Source organism: Chromohalobacter sp. 48-RD10 (assembly GCF_029889785.1).
In the GTDB taxonomy this organism is placed as follows: Bacteria; Pseudomonadota; Gammaproteobacteria; order Pseudomonadales; family Halomonadaceae; genus Chromohalobacter.
In genome coordinates, this window is sequence record NZ_JARANX010000002.1 from 183677 (window position 1) to 204208 (window position 20532).

Annotated in this window: 18 protein-coding genes; all 18 read right to left on the reverse strand. The window is 59.8% G+C overall.

Annotated features, from left to right (window positions below; all coding sequences use genetic code 11):
- Positions 1-4: 4 nt before the first annotated feature.
- The 18 genes from OP496_RS03690 to flhD all read right to left on the reverse strand — a co-directional run bounded on the left by OP496_RS03690 (position 5) and on the right by flhD (position 20390).
- Positions 5-703 (reverse strand): RNA polymerase sigma factor FliA, encoded by a 699-nt coding sequence (locus tag OP496_RS03690; protein ID WP_280562121.1) that lies wholly within the window; start codon positions 701-703, stop codon positions 5-7.
- 136 nt (positions 704-839) lie between these two features.
- The gene (locus tag OP496_RS03695) at positions 840-1271 is read right to left on the reverse strand and encodes a flagellar protein FlhE (RefSeq protein ID WP_280562123.1); all 432 of its coding nucleotides are present in this window, start codon (positions 1269-1271) and stop codon (positions 840-842) included.
- Positions 1268-1705, reverse strand: coding sequence for a hypothetical protein (locus tag OP496_RS03700; RefSeq protein ID WP_280562124.1), 438 nt, complete (start codon positions 1703-1705; stop codon positions 1268-1270). Before OP496_RS03700 ends, OP496_RS03695 begins: the two co-directional genes overlap by 4 nt.
- Positions 1706-1715: 10 nt before the next feature.
- Complete coding sequence (gene flhF / locus OP496_RS03705) at positions 1716-3917, reverse strand: flagellar biosynthesis protein FlhF (RefSeq protein WP_280562126.1); 2202 nt, start codon at positions 3915-3917, stop codon at positions 1716-1718.
- Positions 3914-5998, reverse strand: coding sequence for a flagellar biosynthesis protein FlhA (flhA, locus tag OP496_RS03710; protein ID WP_280562127.1), 2085 nt, complete (start codon positions 5996-5998; stop codon positions 3914-3916). The genes flhF and flhA overlap by 4 nt, the downstream gene beginning before the upstream one ends.
- Positions 5995-7164 carry a flagellar biosynthesis protein FlhB gene (gene flhB, locus OP496_RS03715; protein WP_280562128.1) on the reverse strand — a complete coding sequence of 390 codons (1170 nt, stop codon included), beginning with the start codon at positions 7162-7164 and terminating at the stop codon, positions 5995-5997. Before flhB ends, flhA begins: the two co-directional genes overlap by 4 nt.
- Positions 7165-7363: 199 nt before the next feature.
- Positions 7364-8053, reverse strand: coding sequence for a protein phosphatase CheZ (gene cheZ, locus OP496_RS03720; RefSeq protein WP_280562129.1), 690 nt, complete (start codon positions 8051-8053; stop codon positions 7364-7366).
- 22 nt (positions 8054-8075) lie between these two features.
- Positions 8076-8465, reverse strand: coding sequence for a chemotaxis response regulator CheY (gene cheY, locus OP496_RS03725; RefSeq protein ID WP_280562130.1), 390 nt, complete (start codon positions 8463-8465; stop codon positions 8076-8078).
- 115 nt (positions 8466-8580) lie between these two features.
- Positions 8581-10287 carry a methyl-accepting chemotaxis protein gene (locus OP496_RS03730; RefSeq protein WP_280562131.1) on the reverse strand — a complete coding sequence of 569 codons (1707 nt, stop codon included), beginning with the start codon at positions 10285-10287 and terminating at the stop codon, positions 8581-8583.
- Positions 10288-10366: 79 nt separating this feature from the next.
- On the reverse strand, positions 10367-11428 hold the full coding sequence (locus tag OP496_RS03735; protein ID WP_280562132.1) for a chemotaxis response regulator protein-glutamate methylesterase: 1062 nt from the start codon (positions 11426-11428) through the stop codon (positions 10367-10369).
- A 97-nt stretch (positions 11429-11525) separates the two neighbouring features.
- A complete protein-coding gene (locus OP496_RS03740; RefSeq protein WP_280562134.1) occupies positions 11526-12398 on the reverse strand; it encodes a CheR family methyltransferase in 873 nt (290 codons plus the stop codon).
- On the reverse strand, positions 12395-14611 hold the full coding sequence (locus tag OP496_RS03745; RefSeq protein ID WP_280562136.1) for a PAS domain-containing methyl-accepting chemotaxis protein: 2217 nt from the start codon (positions 14609-14611) through the stop codon (positions 12395-12397). The genes OP496_RS03740 and OP496_RS03745 overlap by 4 nt, the downstream gene beginning before the upstream one ends.
- A 69-nt stretch (positions 14612-14680) precedes the next feature.
- On the reverse strand, positions 14681-15175 hold the full coding sequence (locus OP496_RS03750; protein ID WP_280562138.1) for a chemotaxis protein CheW: 495 nt from the start codon (positions 15173-15175) through the stop codon (positions 14681-14683).
- Positions 15172-17370, reverse strand: coding sequence for a chemotaxis protein CheA (gene cheA, locus OP496_RS03755; RefSeq protein WP_280562139.1), 2199 nt, complete (start codon positions 17368-17370; stop codon positions 15172-15174). The genes OP496_RS03750 and cheA overlap by 4 nt, the downstream gene beginning before the upstream one ends.
- A gap of 30 nt (positions 17371-17400) precedes the next feature.
- Positions 17401-18396 carry a flagellar motor protein MotB gene (gene motB, locus OP496_RS03760; protein ID WP_280562141.1) on the reverse strand — a complete coding sequence of 332 codons (996 nt, stop codon included), beginning with the start codon at positions 18394-18396 and terminating at the stop codon, positions 17401-17403.
- 2 nt (positions 18397-18398) lie between these two features.
- The gene (gene motA, locus OP496_RS03765) at positions 18399-19280 is read right to left on the reverse strand and encodes a flagellar motor stator protein MotA (RefSeq protein WP_280562142.1); all 882 of its coding nucleotides are present in this window, start codon (positions 19278-19280) and stop codon (positions 18399-18401) included.
- A 157-nt stretch (positions 19281-19437) separates the two neighbouring features.
- Entirely contained in the window at positions 19438-20049 is a 612-nt protein-coding gene (flhC, locus tag OP496_RS03770) for a flagellar transcriptional regulator FlhC (RefSeq protein ID WP_280562143.1), read from the reverse strand.
- Between the two features lie 11 nt (positions 20050-20060).
- The gene (gene flhD / locus OP496_RS03775; protein WP_040241465.1) at positions 20061-20390 is read right to left on the reverse strand and encodes a flagellar transcriptional regulator FlhD; all 330 of its coding nucleotides are present in this window, start codon (positions 20388-20390) and stop codon (positions 20061-20063) included.
- Between the last annotated feature and the right edge of the window lie 142 nt (positions 20391-20532).

Here is a 20532-nt window from a genome sequence, read left to right on the forward strand (position 1 = left end):
GGCCTCAGGCTGCGAGCCGCCCCCTGAGACGTGCCACGGCCTGGCTATGCAATTGGCATACCCGCGATTCGCTGACGCCTAACACGGCACCGATTTCCTTGAGGTTGAGCTCTTCCTGGTAATAAAGCCCCAGCAACAGCTTTTCACGTTCGGGAAGTTGCTCGATGGCCTCGACCAGATGGGTGCGCGCATCACCTTTCAACAAGGCCTCGTGCGGAGTCGCCGGGGCGGTTTCGCCTGCCGGCGGCTCGCCGAGCTCAGACACGACCTCGTCGAAGCCCAGCAGATAACCGTTATTGGCATCCAGCAACAACTGATGATATTCCTCGACGCGCATATCCAGAGCGCTGGCGATTTCGCGCTCGTCCGGGGCACGTCCGAACGATTGCTCGAGCTTGTGTACCGCCTGATCCAACGCCCGTACGCTGCGCCGTACACTGCGCGGCATCCAGTCGCGACTGCGCAGTTCATCGATCATCGCGCCGCGCACACGCTGATTGGCGAAAGTGGAAAAACTCGCCCCTTGGGCGGTATCGAAGCGTTCCAGCGCGTCGAGTAACCCCACCATGCCGGCTTGAATCAAATCATCGAGTTCGACACTGGCCGGTAAGCGTACTTGCAATGCCAGCGCATGACGCCGCACGAGCGGCGTGTATTGCTCCAGCAGTGCACGTTGATCGATTTTGCCCTGTGCCGTATACATCTCTATCGCCTCGGATGTTCGGGTCGACGCTCGACGCGACGCCCGCTGACATTATCGAGCTTCCGACCTGCCAGCCAAGGCCGGAATAACCCCCGCTTGATGGGTCTTTTCCCGAATTCGTCTTCACCGCATCCTCTCAGCGGTAATTCACGATCAGTTGCAAGTCCTCAATGCGCACGCCCGTGTGCGATGCTTTCCCGGAGGTGGCGCGCCGAAAGCACAGTACAAAAGGCCCTCTAGCGGAAAGCCCCTCCAGCGCCTGCGTCCCCCCGCGACGCGTGGCCATTTCGACACAACGACGCGGATGACACAGCCACGCCCGCACATCGCTCGGCTCCTGCGTGGTGTAACGCCAGGACACCCGCGTGATACGGCCATCGCCGACCGTGTGGGACTCGGGCGGGCGCAGAGGTGACGTTCGCTCGTCACGCCCCGGCGTCGTCAGCAGCGGTCCACGTGGCAGTGTCACCGCCCAGCTGCCGGCTTCGACAGCTTGCGCGAATGGCGTCATGCTCAGCGCGGCACCGATCGCGACCAGCAATGCCATGACGCAGCCCAGGGATTTCACGAGCGGCGCTCGCTTGAGGGCAGTGTATGCGCCAGCCAATCGGCGGGGTCGACGTAGAGCTCGACCGCCAGAAAGCGGCGCGCCGTATTCACCAGGTTGCCAAGCGGCATATCGCCAGCGCTGGCTGGATCGCGTATCACCAGCAGATGTGGCAGGCGCTCATACTGCGACCATTGCTTGAGTTCGCGATAGGCACGTTGCAGACCTTCCACGCCAGAGGCCACCCAGATGCCCCAATGCGGCGAGGAGCGCTGGGCGGCGGTCACCTCGCCGACAGCGAGTGGCAGTGTCTCCCAGGCAAAGCCACTGAGAGACGCCAGTCGTTCACAGATCGCTGTCACCGCCTGGGGCGACGGATGGCCGATCGTCACCAGCGCCGACTTGTCGCGCCGCTGACTCGCATAGGCGCGCAACCCCGCCGCTTGATCGCTCATCGTCGTCACCTCACGACGTCTGTGACAGCGCCGCATGCGCCGTCAGCAAGTGCATCAAACCCTGTAGCAGGGTATCGGGGCTGCGTCGTTTGCGTTCACCGGCGAGACGCTTCACCACGGGGCGCGCATCCACCGCCCAGCCGTCCTCGCTCAAGTCCATGCGTAGCGCCAGGGCCGCCAATTGCGCTGCCAGATAGACACGCAGTTCGCAATCCAGAGGAGCCGACCCTCCAAGCTGCTGCCATGCCGTGCGCATCAAACGCGACAGATCATCCTGTTCGAGCTGGCGGTAAACGAAAGCCCGCATATCGATATCCAGCGCGTCGCCCCCATGCCCCAGCCAGTGATAAACGCCCCGCCGACGCCCGCTCTCGGGATCGTGACTCGTCGCAATCCAGAGCTGTAGAGTGCACGCATCGGTCTCGGCCAAGGCCACCGGCAAGCGCGACAGTGTCACGCGTCGTGCGCGACCGCGCAGACGGCAGGTATGCTGACCACAGGGCTCGGCTAGATCGACTAACTCGCCTATCGCCAGACGTTCCCCGGCATGCCAGACGCGCTGCTGCACCCGCGTGCGTGCCAGCCAGGGGCTGTCCGCCTCGCGCAGCTGTTGCCTGACATCGGCATCAGGTACCCGCGCGAACACATGCCAATGACTCCCCAGATGGCGACGCGCCAGGGTCAGGCGTTGCGTATCGGACGGCGGCCAGCGGTGAAGAGGCCAGGCCAGCGGCAGCACATCGCCGTTGGCATCCAGCGGCAGCATCGGCGCCGCCCAGTCCATTCCTCGCGGCTTCCCTCCCGGCCAGAACAGCCCCGTCGCTTCGGCATCATGCCACGCCTTGATCATCGACGGCGGTGCCAGATGCTCTTCAAGCCAGCTTTGTTGTATGGCCCGCGGCGACTCGCGACGACGCCACGCGGCATCGAGCCAGGCCACGCCTGCTACGCCGCGTTGCAGCGTTTCCATCACCCGGGTCAATTGATCGCGCTGTGCCAAGAGATCCCGCGATAGCGCTTGCAGACCTTGTCCGGAGGCAGTGGGCCGCAGCATCTCGGTGAGTACGCCTTCATCGAAGGTAAAGGGCGAGCCCTGCCCCACGGCCAACGCGTCATCCAATAGCGCTGGCGCTTCGGCCAGGCGAATGTCTTCGGGCACGCGCTGGCCATGGGAAACGTAATAGAGGCGTAGTCGATGACGCATCACGACATCCAGCGCGGCGCCTAGACGCGGCGCTTCGTCGACCTTGGTCAACAGGCAACCGTAAAGCGGTGCACCGGCGTCCCGCGAAGCACGCTGATAGGTCTCGACAACTTCTTCAAGCGTATCGCCGTGGCTGGCCGCGTTCAGCAGCAAGAGACGCCGTACCGGACGCCCCGCACCGCCGAGGCGCGCGATCTGCCCGGTCACGCGCTGATCGCGCTGGCTCATACCCACTGTATCGACAATTACCATGCGCTTGCCTTCAAGACATGCCAGCAAGCCTTCGAGATCGTCTTCATGGTGCACGGCATGCACATCGACACCCAGCAATCTGGCATAGATTCGCAACTGTTCATGCGCGCCGATACGATAATCATCGGTGGTCACCAAGGCCACGTCGTCCCCGCCGAAGCGCATCACGTAACGTGCCGCAAACTTGGCGGTGGTCGTGGTCTTGCCTACGCCTGTCGGCCCCACCAGGGCGAACACACCGCCCTCCTCGAGCATCGTCGCCTCGTCATCGAGCACCTCGAGACGGGTCTCCAGTTGACGTCGGCTCCAGGCCAGTAAGCGTGGGTCATCGGCATCGACATCGGCGAGTTCGTCGGGCAACGTCTCGAGCATTTCGCGTACCAGACGGGCACTGAAGCCGGCGGTAATCAAGCGCTGGCGCAAGACGCCGCGCACGCCGGGGCGTGCACTGCGCGGGCGTGGTGTCTCTGCGATATGCGACATCAAAAGTTCGCGCATGGCCTGCATTTCGGCGTACAGGCGATCCTGCCCCGGCGCAGGCGATGCCTCGGCGGAAGGTGAACTGGCCTGCGCAGGCACGGCCACGTCCTCTGCCTGCCCAACCAGTGATGACTGTGCCTCTTCGGCCACGGCCACGACCTCGATGCCCTCATCCACGCGTCGGTTGGAGAGGATCAGGGCATCATCTCCTAGCGCGTCTCGTACCTGTCGCATCGCCTCGCGACTGGTGGCACCGTGAAAACGCATCACGCTCATGAACGGGCTCCGACGGTAGCGGTGACACGCAAGGTGCGGTCATCGGGGATTTCGGCATTGGACATCACCACCAGATGGGTAATGCGGCGGCGCAGGAAGCGGGCCAGCAACGCGCGCAAACCATGCTGGACGACCAGCACTGTCGGCTCGCCACGCGCTTCCTGACGTTCCACGGCGGCCGTCGCCTGCTCCATGAGGGTATCGGCCAGTCCCGGTTCCAGGCCACCGCCATTGCTCAGCGCCTGGGTCAGAACCTGTTCGAGATTGGCTTCCAGGCCGATGACATGCATCTCCTGATCACCGGGGAACCATTGCTGGGTGATCGAGCGTCCCAACGCCACACGCACCATCGCGGTCAGCTCGTGGGGATCGGCCTGCTGTGGCGCATGCTCGGCCAGCGTCTCGAGGATGGTGCGCATGTCGCGAATCGAGACTTCCTCGGCGAGCAGATTCTGCAGGATGCGCTGCATCGCGGTCAGGGTCAGCAGCTTGGGCACCACATCCTCGACCAGCGACTTGTTCTCGGCAGCGATCTTGTCAAGCAATTGCTGTACTTCTTGACGCCCCAGCATGTCATTGGCGTGGCGATGCAGCAGGTGATTGAGATGCGTGGCCACCACCGTACTCGCATCGACCACGGTGTAGCCGTAGACCTGGGCGCGCTCCCGCTGCGCGGCGTCGATCCATACGGCGGGTAGGCCGAAGGCCGGATCCTGAGTCGGCGTGCCTTCCACATTACCCGACACCTGCCCCGGATCGATGGCCAACCATTGTCCCGGATGCGCATCGGCGCGCCCCACTTCGACGCCCTTGAGGGTGATGATATAGGTCGAGGGCCCCAGCTCGAGATTGTCGCGGATGTGCACGACCGGTGGCAGGAAGCCGACATCCTGGGCGAATTTCTTGCGAACGCTCTTGATACGCCCCAGCAACTCGCCCTTCTGGCGATGGTCGACGAGTGGTATCAAACGGTGACCAACTTCGAGGCCCAGGGTATCGACTAGCTGTACATCGTCCCAGCTCGCCTCCGGCACTTCGGGCTGAGGAGGCGGTGTCTGGGGAGATGCCTCTTGGGTGACTTGTTGCTGATCACGACGCCACATCCACCACGCCAATCCCCCGAGCAACGCGGTGAACAGCAAGAAGACCAGGTTAGGCATCCCCGGCACGAGCCCCAGAAGTCCCATGACGCCTGCAGCCAGCATCAAGACCTGCGGATTGTTGAAGAGCTGACTGATCAGTTGCTGGCCGACATCCTGGTCGGTGTTGACGCGCGAGACGGTGACACCTGCCGCCGTCGAGATCACCAGCGCCGGAATCTGTGCCACCAGGCCGTCGCCGATGGTAAGCAAGGTATAGGTATGGCCGGCTTCGGAAAAGCTCAGGCTGTGTTGCGCCATGCCGATCGCCAGACCGCCGATCAAATTGATCATCATGATGATGATGCCGGCGATGGCATCACCGCGCACGAACTTGCTGGCCCCGTCCATGGAACCGTAGAAATCGGCTTCCTGCGAGGTCTCCTGACGCCGTTCCCGCGCGTCTTCCTCACCGATCAAGCCGGCGTTGAGGTCAGCGTCGATGGCCATCTGCTTGCCGGGCATGGCATCCAGCGTAAAGCGCGCGCCGACCTCGGCGATACGACCCGCGCCCTTGGTAATGACCATGAAGTTGATCACCACCAGGATCAGGAACACGACCAGACCGACGGCGAAGTTCCCTCCGATCAGAAAGGCGCCGAAGGCCTCGATCACCTTGCCGGCCGCATCGCCGCCTTCGTGACCCTCCATCAAGACCACACGCGTGGAGGCGACGTTCAACGACAACCGCAATAGGGTCGAAAACAACAAGACCGACGGGAAGGCCGCGAAATCGAGCGGCTTCTCCGTGAACATGCTCACCAGCAGCACCATCACGGCCAGAGTAATATTGAAGGTAAACAGAAGGTCCAGCACAAACGCCGGCAACGGCAGGATCATCATGCTCAAGATCATGATGATCAGCACGGGGCCGGCCAGCACCTTCAAGCGGGTGTCGTTCAGCCACTCACGACGGCCCCATAACTGACTCAACGCATTCATGGTGTGTCCTTGGCGTCGGCGACGTTTTGCCGAGACGGATCTAACTCGTCGGGCACGGGCAGGTCATATGGCGTTTGTGGCCAGCCACCCCCTTCCTCGCGCACACGTTTCAAGCGGTAGGCCCAAGCCAGCACTTCCGCCACGGCGGTATACAGATTCGCGGGGACTTCGTAATCGATGTCCACATGCTGATGCAGCGCACGCGCCAACGGCGGCGCTTCCAGCAAGGGCACGCCATGCGCCTCGCCCAGTTCGCGGATACGCGTGGCGACCATATCCGAGCCCTTGGCCACGACGCGCGGCGCCTCCATCTGACTCCCTTCATACATCAACGCCACGGCATAATGCGTAGGGTTAGTGACGATGACATCCGCATCCGGCACCTGGGCCATCATCCGCCGCCGTGCCATGGACTGCTGCTGAGCGCGCATACGGGCCTTCACCTGGGGATCGCCTTCGGTTTCCTTGTGCTCTTTCTTGACCTCGTCCTTGGTCATGCGCAGCTTCTTGGTAAAACTCCACAACTGGAAAGGCACATCGATCAACACCACGACAATGAGTGTCGCGACGCAAAAGGCCAGGCACAGCACCGCGAGGTTCATACCCCTTGCCAATGCTTCGCTCAACGGCAAGTTCATCAAGCCCAGGAGATCGCCACGATGCCACCACAGGAAGATCACGGCGACACCGCCCACCAGCGTCGATTTGGCGACGGCCTTGCCCAATTCCGCTATCGCTTGCGATGAAAACATGCGCTTCAATCCCTTCAGAGGATTGAGCTTGGACACTTGAGGCTGCAACGACTTTGCCGTCATCAGCCAGCCACCCAGCATGACCGGCGCTGCCAGCGCGACGACCGATACAATGAGGAACAACGGCATCAGGGACATCAGCGTGTTTTTGCCCAACGCCCAAATATGCGACATGAGTACGGAAGTATCGAACACTTCAGCGCGTGAAAATATGAATGACTGCTCCATGACGGCCCCTAAGCTTTCGTAGAGATGACCGCCTAGCGACCATAGCGTCATTACCCCTGCCGCCAACAGCATGAAAGTGGTCAGCTCGCGCGAGCGCGCAACCTCACCGTCTTCCCTCGCCTTGTCGAGTCGTCGAGGTGTCGGGTCTTCGGTCTTTTCCTCGTCGCTGTCACTACCCTCGGCCATGGGTCCTCTGACGTCGTGGCGCTAGAAGCCCTTCGCCAAGGCAAATGCCTAGGCGCCGAACAACCGCATTCATCGAATGCGGGCTATTTTCTCGGGAACGCGGGACAGCCGATCACTGGAATAGCGACTACTTAGCCATGCTATTCAGGAGACGCGAGACTGAAAAGCTGCCGGTAGGCACCGGCAGCGTTGGGAGGGATCAGAAACCCAGGCTATCGAGGAGGTCGTCGACCTGGTCCTGGTCATTGACGACATCGGTGCCTTCGGGCTTGACCTGCGGCCCGTTGAGCAGCTCTTCATCGACCTTCTGAGGCTTACGCGAACGCTCGTCGGCAAGTTGCTGCAGCTCTTCCTTGTCATGGCTCTCAGGAGCGGTGTCGATCAGCACCTGCACCAACTGCTGCTCGATCTCTCGGATGACATCCATCATTTTCTTGATGACCTGACCGGTCAGATCCTGGAAATCCTGGGCCATCATGATTTCGAGCAACTGCGCATTGGTCGCCTTGGTCTGGGACGGCACATCGCGCAGGAAGTCACGCGTATCCTTCACCAGTTCCTTGGCGTCGTCTAATTCGACAGGCGCGGCGAACCATTCTTCCCAGCGTTGGTCGAGCTTTTCGGCCCCCGATTCCATACGCTCTTGCAACGGCTGTGCCTGATCGATGGCGTTCAGCGACCGTTCCGCCGCTTGCTCGGTCATGGTCGCGACATAACTAAGACGATCCCGCGCATCGGGAATCGCTTCGGCTGCCTTTTCGATCTCCTTGTCCAGTCCCAACTCGCGCATGCTTTCATGCAGCATGCGCGTCATATTGCCGATCTTGTGGATTAGATCGTCAGTGGGGGTGCCATCCGCACTGTTCTCCGGCTGCGTTTCACCGCTCATGGCCTGCCCTCCTCGTGCGAACTTACTTGCCCAGTTTCTCGAAAATCTTGTCCAGCTTCTCTTCCAGCGTCGCAGCGGTGAACGGCTTCACGACATAACCATTCGCCCCGGCCTGTGCGGCGGCGATGATATTTTCCTTCTTGGCTTCCGCCGTCACCATCAACACTGGCAGCTCCGACAGCGCATCGTCCTGGCGGATCTCCTGGAGCATCGCGAGACCATCGAGATTGGGCATGTTCCAGTCGGAGACCACGAAGTCGAAACCACCGACACGCAGTTTGTTGAGCGCTTCCTGGCCATCTTCCGCTTCATCGACATTATTGAAGCCCAGTTCCTTGAGCAAACTACGCACGATGCGCCGCATGGTCGGGAAATCATCCACGACCAGAATGCTCATATTCTTGTCTGCCATACATCCTCCGATTCATTCAATCTGGCTGATCATTCGCTTAGCGCTAGCTGGTGCTCTAAAGGGGCATAGTGAATACGCCCCCGGCGGCATGGCTTAGGCTCTTTTCAGAAAGGGCCTAGAATTCTTCCCACTCGTTTTCGTCCTGCTTCGTCGCGGCTCGCTGCGTCGGCGCTTGACGCGTCTGCGATGAAGGCTTGGACGTCGAGGCAGGTGCAGACATCGCCGGCTTGGTCGTTGGCGCACGCGTCCCGGGCAGTGCCTGGTGTGACGTGCCGCCCGGCAGACGGAAGACCGCGACGACGTCTTCCAAGCGCTGTGCCTGCTCTTCGAGCGACGCGGATGCGCTGGAAGCTTCCTGGACGAGCGAAGCATTCTGTTGGGTCACCTGGTCCATCTGCGTGACGGCCTGACTGACCTGCTCGATACCATCGCTCTGTTCCTGCGAAGCCGCGGAGATCTCGTCCATGATGTCACTGACGCGTTTCACCGCCTGGACGACATCGCGCATGGTGGTCTCGGCATTCTCCACCAGCTCGGAACCCTGCTCGATCTGAGTCGTCGAGGTATGAATCAGGCCCTTGATTTCCTTGGCGGCCTCGGCACTGCGGCTGGCCAGGTTACGCACCTCACTGGCGACTACCGCGAAGCCGCGCCCTTGCTCACCGGCACGCGCCGCCTCGACCGAAGCGTTCAACGCCAGAATGTTGGTCTGGAAGGCGATGGAGTCGATCATGCCGATGATGTCGGAGATCTTCTTGGAACTGTCGGTGATACCCTGCATGGTCGTGGAAACTTCCTGCATGACATCGCCGCCACGTTCCGCAGTGGTCGAGGCATCGCCCGCCAGGGAACTCGCCTGGCGCGCATTGTCGGCATTCTGTTTTACGGTGGAGGTCAGCTCTTCCATGCTGGAAGCCGTTTCTTCGAGCGAGGCGGCCTGCTGCTCAGTACGCGACGACAAGTCGGCATTGCCCGAGGCAATCTCGCGCGCCCCGCCATGAATCGAACCGCTGGCGTCACGCACGGACGTGACCGTGCCGACCAAACCGGTTTGCATGTCGCGCATGGCGGAAAACAAACGCCCAATCTCGTTCTTGCCGCGTTCGGCGATGCGATGAGAGAGATCGCCTTTGGCGATGTGCTCGCAATGCTCGACGGCTTCATCCAACGGCTTGACCACGGCCTTGACCAGCACCATGCGCACCAGCACGGCCACGATCACGGCAAGCACCAACAATACGATGGACAAAACTTCCATCAGCTGGCTGTTATCGGCGTCGGTTACGATGGCAGTATCGACACGTGCTTCGGCATACTGAATAAACTCACTCACGCTATCGTTGAGATCGTTCATCAACGGGTTGATGCGCTGATCGTCCTCGGCGCGCACGGCGTCCTCACCAGCTTGCATCTGGCGCTGGACTTCATCGCGGAACGCTGCATAGGTCTCGCCGATACGTGCGGCATACGGCTCACCGGACTCGGTTTTAGGCACATTTTCGAACTGCTGCATGCGATCGTCCGCATTGCTCAATGCCGCTTCAACCGCTGATTCCAACTCTTGCGTACGCTGAGTATCCCCGGCTTCCACGGCGTTGCGGTAACTGGCCAGCAGACCGCGCGCGCGCACCAGGTTCAAGGTGGCCCGATTGACAGTATTGGTCTGCTTGAACCCGATGGTGCCGATGGTGTCCAGCGCCTCGGCGCTTTGTTGATTGGAGTAAAACCCCAATGCGCTGATGACCGTGATCATCACGACCATGACGGTCAGCGCGATCGTCAAACTGGCCCTGACCGAAAGGTCCTGTAGTTTTGTTCCCATGTCGTCTCCTGATGAGTTCCCTGGCAGTGGTTGAGTCGGTGATGAATAGGGGTAGCCCGGTTTGTTGTCTCGTTGGCGGTCACACCCGCTGCGCGCGTCCCGAGGCTTCGGCGCGTTTCATCAAGGCGGCGGGAATCTCAGTAAGCGCGATGGTATCGGAGGCACCGAGGATGGCCGCTTCGCGTGGCATGCCAAAGACCACGCAACTCTCTTCATCTTGGGCAATCGTATAGGCGCCTGCCTGATGCATTTCGAGCAGACCCGCCGCACCGTCCTTGCCCATGCCGGTAAGAATCACGCCGATGGCGTTGCGCCCCGCGCTTTGCGCGGCGGAATGAAACAACACGTCCACCGACGGACGGTGTCGGTTGACCGGCGGCGCATTATCCAGGCGGATGACGTAGTTGGCACCCGAGCGCGCTAGCTTCATGTGCCAGTCTCCCGGCGCGATATAGACATAGCCGGGTAGAATACGCTCACCATCCACCGCCTCCTTGACCGAGATGCGACATGATTTGTCGAGACGCTCAGCGAAGGACTTCGTAAATCCACCCGGCATGTGCTGGGTGACAAGAACTGCCGGGCTATTGACGGGCAGAGGCTCCAGTACATGACGGATGGCTTCTGTGCCTCCCGTCGAGGCACCAATGATAATGACTTTCTCACTCGAGAGGATCGGCGCCTTGAGCGGTTCCTGATCCTTCGCCGACGGCTGCTTGGCCACGGCTTTGGGACGCGAGCGTGCCGCCGCACGGATCATGTCGGCGATCATCTGAGTGTATTCGAGCATGCCTTCGCGGATGCCCATTTCCGGCTTGGCGACGAAATCGACGGCGCCCAGCTCCAGAGCCCGCAGGGTTATTTCGGAACCTTGCTGCGTCAGCGAAGACACCATCAGGACCGGCATGGGACGCAAACGCATCAAACGCTCGAGAAAATCAAGACCATCCATGCGCGGCATTTCGACATCCAGGGTCAACACGTCAGGGTTGGTGCGCTTGATTAGATCCCTGGCCACCAGGGGATCGGGTGCCGTGGCAACGACCTCCATATCAGGCTGACTGTCGATGATCTTGCTCATCAGGTCACGAATCAGCGCCGAATCATCGACACATAGCACCTTGATCTTGTTCGAGGACAACGCCACCACTCCTTACGTATGAGAACCGCCGATCTACTGCCGAGCACGGCCAACCGATATGCATGATTTATCGGCTAGTCGCATGAACACTGAAGGGTCAGCGCGATAATTCGTACACGGTCTGCCCGCGAAGCTTGAAACGCTGCGTTAGGTAGGAAAAATTTTCCGAGTGGCCGGTGAACAATAGACCATTGGATTTCATCAGCGGAGCGAAACGCTCCAAGATGCGTGCCTGTGTTTCCTTGTCGAAATAAATCATCACGTTACGACAGAAGATGGCATCGAATGGCCCCTTCGCTACCCAACTGCCCGAGGTCAGGTTGAGTGATTGAAAGTCGATCATCGAGGCCAGTTCGGGACGAATCTTCGCCATCCCAGCGCGTGCACCACTGCCCCGCAGGAAAAACTGCCGACGGCATGCTTCGGAGACCTTATCCAGCTGATCCAGCGCATAGATCCCCTTGCGTGCCTTATCCAGCGCGTCGGTATCGATGTCGGTAGCTAGAATCTGCGCCTGAGAGGCTCGGCTACCCAGCGCCTCGCTCAGGGTGATCGCCAACGAGTAGGGTTCTTCCCCTGTCGACGCCGCAGCACACCAGATACGCACGGGAGAAGTCGCTTGCTTGACGTGCTCCGCGAGCAACGAGAAGTGGTGCGTCTCACGGAAAAACGACGTCAAGTTCGTCGTCAGCGCGTTGGTGAATGCCTCCCACTCCGGCGAGTCAGGTTGTTGATCCAGACGCGCCAGATACTCGCTGAAGCGACGCATACCGTGCAGTCTCAACCGCTTTGCCAAGCGGCTGTAGGCCATTTCACGCTTGTGCGACGCCAGCACAAGGCCGGCGCGCTGATAAATGAGCGTACGTATCTTGTCGAAATCCGACTCCGTGAATTCCAGATCCCGGTCGGCTGTCCCGAACAAGCCAGGATGTTCTTCCTGCGGCGCAAGAGACTGACGAAATTCGCTCAAAAGGACTCCCACTCCTCTTCATGTGATGCCTGGTGAGAACCTTCTGTCGGCGACCCCTGGCGCTGAGACACCAAAGGGGTCTCTTGACGCTGCGCTGAATATGACGTCGCTTGCTTATCGCCACCGTGACTTGTAGATGCCTGCGACTTGGCAAGACTCGCCGAATGCTGGTTGCGACGCACCGTCTCGACACCACTGCCGGCCAGTCGAAAGACAGCCACGGAGCGCGACAGCTCGGTGACGCTGGACTCAAGGTCCGCGGCGACCGACGCCGTTTCCTGCACACGCCGGGAATTCTGCTGGGTGACATCGTCCATCTGAGTAATGGCTTGATTGATCTGCTCGATCCCGCTGCTCTGCTCGTCGGAGGCCGCAGTGATCTCGTTCATGATGTCGTTGACACGCGTGACCGAATTGACGACCTCCTCGATGCTGCCCTCGGCCTTGCGTACCAGATCGGTGCCGCCTTCGACCTCTTTGGTCGCATTATCGATCAGCCCGCGAATCTCCTTGGAAGCCTCGGCACTGCGACTGGCCAAATTCCGTACCTCGCCGGCGACGACAGCGAAACCACGCCCCTGCTCACCTGCGCGGGCGGCTTCGACGGAAGCGTTCAAGGCCAGAATATTGGTCTGAAAGGCAATCGAGTCGATCATGCCCACGATATCCGCCACCTGATGGGAACTATCACGGATGCGTCCCATGGTGCTGACTACCTGCCCCATGACCTCGCCACTCTGACGCACCGTCTCGCTCGCCGTGCTCGAGAGTTGGCTAGCCTGACGCGCGTTGTCGGCATTCTGCTTCACGGTGGCGGTCATTTCTTCCATGCTGGAAGCCGTCTGGGCAAGCGATGCGGCTTGCTGCTCGGTGCGCGAAGAAAGGTCTTCGTTGCCTTCGGCAATGTTACGGGTCGCCGGGGTTACAACACCCACGTTTTCATTGACCTCCTTGACGATGTTGCCAAGGCTGCGGCGCATGGTATCCAGCGCCCGGGTGAGGCGTCCGATTTCATCTTGCTTGCCGCCCTTGAGCGTGGCGCCTAGGTTGCCGGCCGCGATCTGTAATGAAAAGTCCAGGGCTTCGCGCACCGGACGCAGCGTCGAGCGCACCGTGATGGTCCCCAGTATCACCAGCACGACCAGCCCGAAGATAAAGACGCCAGCCTGCCACAGCAGCATTTCATGCTGCGTCTCGGCGGCCTCGGTGGCCATGTCCATAGCATCGTTACGCTTTTCATCGACCAGGGTGTTGAGCTGATCGCTTACCGTCTCACTCTCGCCTTCAAGCACGTCGTTGTAGGCGACATAGGCCTCGTAGAAATCGCCGGAATTCAGGGTATCCAGCACCACCTGCATGCCATCGTCCAGATAACGCTGTACGGAGGTATCGAAGCTTTCCGCAGCCTCCGTGTGATTGGCGGGACGGTTATCGTAGTACGCCCCCCAGCTCTCGGAGAGCTTGGTCATCAGCGTATTGGCCTCTGCGGTCACGGCTTCCATGTCACCCGACATCGGATTGCTGACGGGCTTGTCGACCAAGTCTCGACCTTTGGACATCAACTGATCGATTTGCTGCAGACGGGCAACGTCTTCCAGACCTTGCTCGGATAATGCCTGCAGCTTGTCGCCGGCACGCTGCAGGCTGACCATGGACAGAACGCTGCTGACCGCCAGCATCAGCACCGCCGCGACGATCATGGTCACTAGACGGCCCTTGAAGGTATTGAACTTGAGACCCTTGAGACGGGCCAAGACACCGGTATGCTGAATCTGGCCACGGTCGAGCTTGACCCCACGACGCTTGCCAGCCGACATGGCGGCATAAGTCCGCTCTGCCTCGGCACGTGCCTTGGCGGAGGGCTTCACGCGTACCGAGGTATAGCCAACGATCTCGCCGCCTTCGAAAATCGGCGTTATGGTGGCATGCACCCAGTAGAAGTCACCGTTCTTGCAACGGTTCTTGACCAGCCCGCCCCAGATTTCGCCCTTCTTCAGGGTCGCCCACAGATTTTCGTAGGCCAATGGCGGCATATCGGGGTGACGCACGATATTGTGCGGAGATCCCACCAACTCATCGTAGGTAAAGCCGCTAACCTCGACGAAAGCCGGATTTGCGTAGGTGACGACGCCTTTCAAATCCGTGCGGGACAACAGGTAATCTTCATCCGCGAGCTCATGCTCACGCTGAGTAACGGGCTGATTATTGCGCATGATACGGTTCCCTGGTGTTCATTTTTATTGCTTTGTGTCGGCGAGCTCTGGTGACGCCTCGCGACAGCGTTATTGTGCTTGTTGCTCGACCAATGCCATTTCCTCGCTGGTCAGCAGTTTCTCGATATCGACGATGACCAGCATGCGATCCTCGAGACTGCCCAGACCACTGAGGTAATCGGCAGACAGCGTCTCACCGAACTCGGGGGCAGGCTTGATCTGGTCAGAGGAGAGCGTCATGACGTCAGACACTCCATCGACTACGATGCCCACGACCCGGTCGGCGACGTTGACCACGATCACCACGGTCTGTCCTTCGTATTCGATCTTGTCGAGATTGAACTTGATGCGCAGGTCGACGATCGGCACGATCACACCGCGCAGATTGGTCACGCCCTTGATGAACTCAGGAGCATTGGCGATGCGGGTCACGTTTTCATAGCCACGGATTTCCTGCACTTTCAGGATATCGACGGCGTATTCCTCGCTACCCAGCGAGAACACCAGGTATTCCTGGCTTTGCGTATCGATAGCCGCCTCGGCGGCCTGGGTCATGTCACTCATGAAACTACGTCCTCCTGGCGTGATGCGGTTAGTTCGGCGTGCTTGTGGGGCGTGGCACGCTGACGGTGCAAGCGGTTGACATCGGCGACGTCGAGAATCAGCGCCACGCTGCCGTCTCCTAGAATCGTCGCGGCGGATATGGCCGGCACCTTGCGGTAGTTGGTTTCGAGGTTCTTGACCACCACTTGTTGCTGCCCGACGAGATCGTCGACCAACAAGGCATAGCGCCGGCCCTCGGCCTGCAGGATGACCGCGATACATTGGGTCGGGTCCTGCTCGGCGCCGTCGATGTGCAGAATGTCGTGCAAGGCGATCAGCGGTAGGTACTCGTCGCGCACCTTGAGCAACTTGTCGTTGCCCGCCATCGAGTAGATATCATTGTTGCTGGGCTGTAGCGACTCGAACACTGCCGAGAGCGGCAGGATGAAAATTTCTGACCCACTCTTGACCGACATGCCATCGAGGATGGCCAGGGTCAACGGCAATACCACGCGGGTCGTGGTGCCCTTCCCAGGCCAGGACTGAATCTCGACGTGGCCGCCCATGGCCTGAATATTGCGCTTGACGACGTCCATACCCACGCCGCGTCCAGAGACGTCACTGACCTGATCGGCGGTCGAGAAACCCGCCGCGAAGATAAGCTGCCAGACCTCGCTGTCGCTCATGCTGTCGGAAACGGTCAACCCGTTATGAGCCGCCTTGGCGAGGATCTTGTCGCGGCTGAGACCGCCCCCATCGTCCTTCACTTCAATGAGGATGTTACCGCCCTGGTGCTGGGCAGAAAGCGTCAGTTGGCCTGTACGTGGCTTTCCTGCAGCCTCGCGAACATCAGGCATCTCGATACCATGATCGAGACTATTGCGCACGAGGTGCGTCAAAGGATCGATGATGCGCTCGGTCAGACTCTTGTCGAGCTCGGTGGACTGGCCCTCGGTGACCAGCTCGATGTCCTTGCCCAGCTTGCCGGTAAGATCGCGCACCAAGCGTGGAAAGCGACTGAACACATAGTCCATCGGCACCATGCGGATCGACATCACCGACTCCTGCAAGTCACGCGCGTTGCGCTGCAGCAGGTTCATGCCATTGACCAGTGGCCCATGCGCATCCACGTCGAGTTCGCTGGCGGTTTGATCGAGCATGGACTGGGTAATGATCAGTTCACCGACAAGATTGATGATCTGATCGACCTTTTCCACCGGCACACGAATCGTCGCCGACTCCCCACCGGCCTTTTTCTTGGCACCACCACCCTTTTTGCCTGGCGCCGCATTCGCAGGTTTTTCATCGGTCGCTGCCTGGGCCGGTGCTTTTTCTGCGGGAGCCTTCGCCTGCTCGGCAGGGGCCGGTGCCTCGGGTGTCGGTGCATCGTCCTGCGCCACGGTGGATGCCGCAGCAGCCTCGGCCTGTGTCGTCTCGGTCGGTGCGGCGATCGCAGAGATGTCTAGCTGTTCAGGCTCGACGATGAAACACATCACAGCTTCGATATCGCTGCGGCTGGAGGCACTTTCCAGCACCACCTCATAACGCGCAGCATCTCCATGCTGCTCTTGCACGGCACCCAAATTTCCGAGTTCCTCGACGAGGAGTTCACGGTCCTTGTCGGAGACGTTCAAGAGCACGACGTGAAGCCAGCCGGTATCGGCGTCGGCGTCGGCGTCGGCGTCGGCGTCGGCGGCTTGAGTATCATGCGCCTGCCCCTCCAACGCGTCCTCACCAACCGTATTCCCGCTAGCCGGACTTTCGGCTTCATCCGACGTCTGCTCGGGTGGCGCGATATCGGCCTCGGGCTCGCTGCCCACGCCATGTCCCAACTCATCCAGCGCTAGCTGCTTCAGCGTCTGACAAATTCGGGTATAGACTTCCGGATCCGGTTCGGCGCCATTGCGGTAGGCATTAAGTTGGTCGTGAAGCATATCCTTGGTTTCCAGAAAGAGGTCGACGATATCCGTACGCAAGATGAGCTCGCCCTGCCTGGCATAATCCAACAGGTTTTCGAGCATGTGCGTGGTTTCTTGCAGCACGCTGAACCCGAAGGTGCCCGCGCCCCCCTTGATCGAATGTGCGGCACGAAAAATGGCGTTGAGTTGCTCCGGATCCGGCTCGTCGAGATCTAGCTCGAGCAGGTGGCGCTCCATGTCGCCCAGTAGCTCTTCGGCCTCTTCGAAAAAGGTCTCGTAGAATTCTGTTATATCCATGCTCGTTCCACGTGATCGTAATCGTGATCGTTAGGGCGATGGCTGATCTTGCCCTTCACCGCCACCAGTGGTGCGTTCATACACTTGCGGGAGTGCGTTACGCATTAGTGAGTCAGCGCCTTGCGTCGGCGACAACCCTTCTCGCTGCCTATCATCCGTACGGTTGAGTATCGTCTCGGGACTCGCCGCACCGGCTTCGCCCTGATCGCGGATCTGCTCGGCGGCGTGCTCCGACAGTACGACGATGCTGATACGCCGATTGATCGCATCACTGGGCTTTGTACCCTCCAGGTTGACGCGTGATCCCATGCCCGCGACGCGTAGCAACTTGCCGGCATCGAGCCCGGCCGCGACCAGGGTACGACGCGACGCATTGGCTCGGTCGGCGGAAAGCTCCCAGTTGCTATACCCCGCTTCTCCGCCGGCGTAACGCAGATCATCCGTATGCCCAGTGAGGCTAATCGCATTGGGCACCGCGTTGAGCTCTGGCGCCAGAGCTTGCAAGAGATCCCGCATGTACGGTGCGAGTCGGGCACTGCCCAACTCGAACATGGGCCGCTTGTCGGTATCGACAAGCTGAATGCGCAGGCCCTCCGGAATGAAGTCGGTACGTAACTGCGGGCTCATCTGCCGCAGGTTAGGATCTTCGCGAACCTGGCGTTCCAGGCGGTCCCGCAGCACCCTCAAACGTCGCATCTCTTCGCTGGGGCGCGATTGCTGGCGTTTGTCAATGCGCCGCTCTTCACCTTCGGAGAAGGTGGGGTCCGCCCCGCCGCCAGGGATCGCACTGGTACTCGCCGTCGACTTGTCACCGCCGGTCATCGCCACCGCCAAGGGTGTACGGAAATATTCGGCGATATTATCGAGCTCTTTTTCAGGTACCATCGACAGAATCCAGAGCACCAGGAAGAGCGCCATCAACGCCGTCATGAAATCGGCATAGGCGATCTTCCAGTTGCCCCCATGATGCCCTTTACTGACGACTTTCTTGCGTTTGACGATGATGGGACGACGTTCGCTGCTCATGCTTAACCCGTCCCAGTGTCACGTGTACCGCTTCCCTCTGCACGGACATGTTCTTCGAGCTCAGTGAACGAGGGCCGCTCGGCGGTGAACAGGGCCTTGCGCCCGAATTCCACCGACAACTGAGGCGCCAGACCGTTAAGGCTCGCCATCAAAGTCACGCGAATGCATTGCAACATCTTGGTGGCTTCGGTGATCTGGAGTTGAAGGCGCTGGGCGACAGGTAGCACGAACCCGTAGGCGAGCAGAATCCCCAGGAAAGTTCCCACCAGTGCTTGAGCGATCATCTGTCCCATGGCTGCCGCGCCCTGATCGGCTGCCCCCAAGGCATGAACGACGCCCATGACGGCCGCCACGATGCCGAATGCAGGCAGGCCATCACCGACACTATGTAGAGAATGGGAGGGGATTTCCGCCTCGTGCTGGAAGGTGTCGATCTCGTGCTCCATGAGCGTATCGATCTCGAAAGGGTCCATGTTGCCACTGACCATCAAACGCAAGTAGTCGGTGATGAACGCCATGATCAAGGGGTCACTAGAGATCTTGGGATAGTCGGAGAAGATCGCACTATCCTCGGGAGAGTCGATATCACGTTCGAGGGCCAGCATGCCGTCCCGCCGCGCTTTGGTCAGCAGGCGGTACTGCAATGCCATCAACTCCATGTACATCGCCTTGTTGTACTTATTGGTGCGCTTGAGCTTCGAAAATGAACGCAGGGTAGCCTTGATCGCCTTGCCATTGTTGGCTGCGATGAAGGCACCCACGGCAGCACCGACGATCATGAGAATTTCGGATGGCTGGAATAGCGCACCGAAGTGGCCCCCGATGAAGGTATAACCACCCCCGATCGATGCGATAACAACCAAATAGCCGATTAGAATCAACACAGCAGAACGCTCCTAGCGGCATGCATAACTGGCCCGTTGATATCTCTATCGGCAGGAAGCGACACGCCTTGAATGAAAAAACGCAGAAATGCGTCGTGTCGCTTTCCGGTATCGGTCGTCCCCCCTGCGATCGCGACGACACTAGATACGCGAACGCCTATCTAGCGACGAGGCGTCGCGCCGTCATCCCATCCGACTCAGAAGCCGGCGCAGACTGATGACGCGGTGTTGTCACCCGCTCTTCGGCCTGACGCTTCTTGCGTGTCTTGTCGGCACGCGAAGGTGGCTGACAAATACCACACACGAAGTCGTGATCGGGACTGTACGCGTGGGCGACGAAATGACCACCGCAACGGGTGCAAGGCGAGAGTTGCATCATGCCGCTTTCAAAGAAGCGAATGAGCGTCCAGGCGCGCGTCAATCCCAGCACTGGCTCCCCTGCTTCGAGGCTGACCTGCTCTAGATACAGCCTGAAGGCCTTGACGAAAGCCGACATTCGCTCGCAACCGCCGTCCTCGAGCAGACTCCTGTAAATATTATAAAACAACGAAGAATGGATGTTCGGCATCCAGGTAATGAACCAGTCGGTCGAAAACGGCAGCATGCCCTTGGGGGGCGACATGCCGCGCACTTCCTTGTAAAGCTTGATCAAGCGCCCACGACTCAAATCTGTCTCGGTCTCGAGTACCTGCAGACGCGCCCCCAGATCGATCAACTCGATGGCGAGCTGCACCTGCAGCATCTCGCCCACTAGACTTTTCTCACTCACGACGCTACTCCTCAGTTCGAAGAGACGGACGAGCACTCGTTACGTGCGCTCGCCATCAACAGGGCAGCATGCGTCTGCCCCAACCCCTGCTCCCGCTGATTGTGGGTCAGCTTTCGCAGTTGCTCCGGCTCGTCATAGCAGAGTCGGCAGAGCAGTTGATTCGTTCGCGCGAGTTGTGTCAGTTGCTTGATCGACAAGGAAGCGATGAGATCCGCCATTTCGTCATCCATCTTGAGACGAAAGAGCGCAGTGGTGCGATCTTCGCTGATCATGCGCTGCGTAAGCAGCAGGTAGGACAGGTTGATATCTTGAATATCATCCAGAAGGCTATCGGTTTCCATATAATTCCCTGCGTACGACGTTATTGTGGCGAAGGAGGTTTCTACGACCTCTCTCCGATGAGCCAGTTTTTTTGCTTTTTCGGCTGACTCGATTCTTACCGTCGCATCATTTTGAGACGTTTTTATGAAAAGATTCAACATC